Genomic DNA, 3,213 nt, shown 5'->3' on the forward strand with positions numbered 1-3,213 from the left:
GGAATGAGTGTAAAGATACACAAAAACCCCGAAGCATGGACTTTTTTTAAGTGTCCACGATTCGGGGTACAGTTCAAAAGTGGGAAAGCGTTCTTTTTTATAATCCCGTACCACCCTTTTTAACTTTAATGACATTTTTACTTCTTGTGAGATTGCAAATCATTTTTCAATACATCCCAAAGTGGATTCTCTTGACGTATTGGCTTACCTTCTTCGTCCCATTTTATCTTTCCTGTTCCGAGTTCATAATTCATTCCTGTCCAAGTATCTTCACGAAATGCGTAGAACGATTGATGCCAACCTTTTTGATTGAATATAGAAATAAGGTCTTTCATATATTGAGTGGCTCCTGGAACAGTACGATTAATTCCAAATTCCTCAGCAATAATTCGATTAGATGGTACATGATTTTTCTTAGACCACTGGTGAATAGGATGCGAAAATTTTTCTAATCCCTTTTTATTCCACATAACAGGTTTCTCTAAATCTCCTACTTTTACAATCCCAGGATATTGATACTCTTTATTTTGATTTTCTCGTTGACTTGTTAATTCATACGGCTCATACATATGAAATGCGTAAAGCGTTTTATTATCCTTGACGGGTTTCAGATATTTAAAAGCCCAAGGAGTGGCGTATAGACCTGAATCTAATATAATGGGTGTTTCTTTGTCTACTTCACGAATGGAGGTAACGACCTTTTGATAGAATTTATTTAAATCTGCTGTAGTACCTTCCACTTTTGCATACCATTTCTTATAATCTTCTGTCCAAAAATCATTATATCTATTACTTTTAGCCGTTTCTGGGTGTGGCTCATTGATAATATTGTAACCAACTACAGCTGGATGATCTTTTAATTCTATAGCAAGATCCTTCCAAAATTGACTTGCTTGTTCTTGATACTTTTCTTCTTCCCAAATTCGATCATCATTTTGATTATGATTAAATTGACGCCAGCGATCACCAGGTAAGGAAAGCATGGTAAGCACAACTTTCATTCCTTGTGCTTGTGCAGCATCTAAATCTGCTTTTAATTTTGCTACATCTTCTTTCACTAGTCCTTGATAGTTATCTGCATTCCCTATGAGAAAATCTTTCCCAGAAGTATCTGGTTTATCTTCAAATAAGAAATCTTTATCTTTCGCCCATTTATCTGGTGCTAAACGAACATATTCAATATTAGCTTCTTTTGCACTTTTGTAGTTTTCAGGTAAGGACGTACTATTCATGAAATTCGTACCTCTTCTTTTAGAATTCCAAAAGTCCATTTTAGAATCTACACTTTTGTAAGTTTCCGCTTTCACATGTATTTCTTGCGCTCCAAAGCTCATCATGCCTATTAATGCAACTATGGGTAAGACTTTTTTCATAACTTTTCCTTCTTTCTAATGTTTTTCGTTATACGAATAACATACTTTGTCTTTGTTACAGGAATATGGCATTTTATACTATTAGCAATCTACTCTATTGATTTTATGAGAATATATCTTTCAAAGGACTTTAAAGCATTTTATATTACAAACGGTGATCCTTCTGGAAATTAAGATAAAAAAACATTCACCTCTCTAATCAATGTGAGCCATTTCCAAACGTTGAAAATTTGTTATACACTAGGAAAATAGCAAGCAAACTATTCAATAGCAGGTGGAAAAATATGTATGATGTTACAATCATCGGTGCTGGAGTAAGTGCTTTTATGGCTTATGCATTAGCCCAAAGCAACAAAAATATCTTAATTCTTGACAAAGGTAAGCCATTAGAATATCGAAATTGTCCTTTAGAACAAGGGGAATTATGTAACTGTAATGCATGTGACAAATATTTTGGTTTTGGTGGTCTAGGAAAATCTGAAGGGAAATTTAATTACACAAACGGGTTTGGAGGAGAACTTGAGAAAAAAATAGGTAAAGAAGTTTTTATAAAACTAATGGATGAAGTAGATAAGATCCTATGTCGTTTTGGTGGAAATTCAGTTCTAAAATACTCCACAGACAATCCGAATATTACCAAAAAAGCCGAAGCATGTGGTTTACAAATGCTAACAACACAAGTAAGGCATCTAGGCACTACACTTTCGATCGACATTTTTCAGCAACTCTACAAATATTTACGTGACAAGATAGATATCCAGTTTCGCATAAATGTACAACATATTGTTAAACAGAAACAATATTTTAAAATTACTACAAATCAAGGAATAGTTCATTCTAAGCAATTAGTATTTGCAACTGGACGCTCCGGGGCGGATTGGTTAAAAGAAATGTGCTCTTCCCTTGAAATTGCACAGGAGCAGACCCGTGTAGACCTAGGTATTCGAGTAGAGATGAAAGAACATCAATTACGCTCAATATTAAAAGACACATTTGAAACAAAACTCTCTTATCAAGATGACAATTTCACAGCAACTACCTATTGTATGAACCCCAAAGGGCGTATTGTTCGTAAGTATGAAGAAGGTTTAGTTATGCCTGATGGACAAAATTTTCGAGAACAAAGAACCGGCACTTCTAACTTAAATTTCACGTTATTTATCCCACGTTATTTCCCTACTCTGACAGAAGTAAATTTATACGCGAGTACAATTATAAAAGGAATTAACCAAGGACGAGATCGAATTGTTGTACAGCGTTTGGAGGATTTATTGAAGGGACAACCTACCTTGGAAAAGATGATGAAATATAATCATATACAACCTACACTACAGGGGGATTATGGAGATCTTAATAAAGAAATCCCTCAATTATACATTGAAGGACTCAAAGAATTTTTGCTACGTTTAGAACAATTTATCGGAGAACCTATCGATAAGGATACTTTACTATATGGAATTGATGGGAAATTTTATGCTCCTACGATTAAAATCAATGAAAGGTTTGAAACAACTATTACTGGATTGTATTTAATTGGAGATTGTTCAGGTATTACTCATTCATTATCTCAAGCAGCAGCAAGTGGCCTATATGTAGGAAAGTGTTTATCTAATAGCTCTGCACTATAATTATAAAGAATAGTTAATTCTTCATATACAACAAATAACATCATTACTTGACACTCCCCCCTAAAGGGAATAGTAGGAAAACCTTATGGTCTTATATCATATTCCCATTTATGAGTGCATTCTGTTAATATGTACCCTACTTTTCCTATTAAAAAGCCTAATTTCTCAATTGATTGTAGAGAAATTAGGCTTTTTTCATCACTCCATTAAAG

Annotated in this window: 2 protein-coding genes; one reads left to right on the top strand and one right to left on the bottom strand. The window is 34.0% G+C overall.

Features of this window, described 5'->3' with window-relative positions:
• Positions 1 to 137 precede the first annotated feature (137 nt).
• On the bottom strand, positions 138 to 1,373 hold the full coding sequence (locus JDS96_RS30075; RefSeq protein WP_199669039.1) for a glycoside hydrolase family 5 protein: 1,236 nt from the start codon (positions 1,371 to 1,373) through the stop codon (positions 138 to 140).
• Positions 1,374 to 1,657: 284 nt separating this feature from the next.
• On the opposite strand from JDS96_RS30075, the gene JDS96_RS30080 reads away from it, so the two are divergent.
• Positions 1,658 to 3,001, top strand: a complete 1,344-nt coding sequence (locus JDS96_RS30080; RefSeq protein ID WP_199669040.1) for an NAD(FAD)-utilizing dehydrogenase — start codon at positions 1,658 to 1,660, stop codon at positions 2,999 to 3,001.
• Positions 3,002 to 3,213 lie beyond the last annotated feature (212 nt).

The sequence above is a fragment of the Bacillus cereus group sp. N21 genome (genome assembly GCF_016483395.1).
Lineage (GTDB): Bacteria > Bacillota > Bacilli > Bacillales > Bacillaceae_G > Bacillus_A > Bacillus_A pseudomycoides.

Excerpts from the sequence above, each read along its gene's own strand:
- JDS96_RS30080 (WP_199669040.1), top strand. The coding sequence starts at position 1,658 with ATGTATGATGTTACAATCATCGGTGCTGGAGTAAGTGCTTTTATGGCT.
- JDS96_RS30075 (WP_199669039.1), bottom strand. The coding sequence starts at position 1,373 with ATGAAAAAAGTCTTACCCATAGTTGCATTAATAGGCATGATGAGCTTT.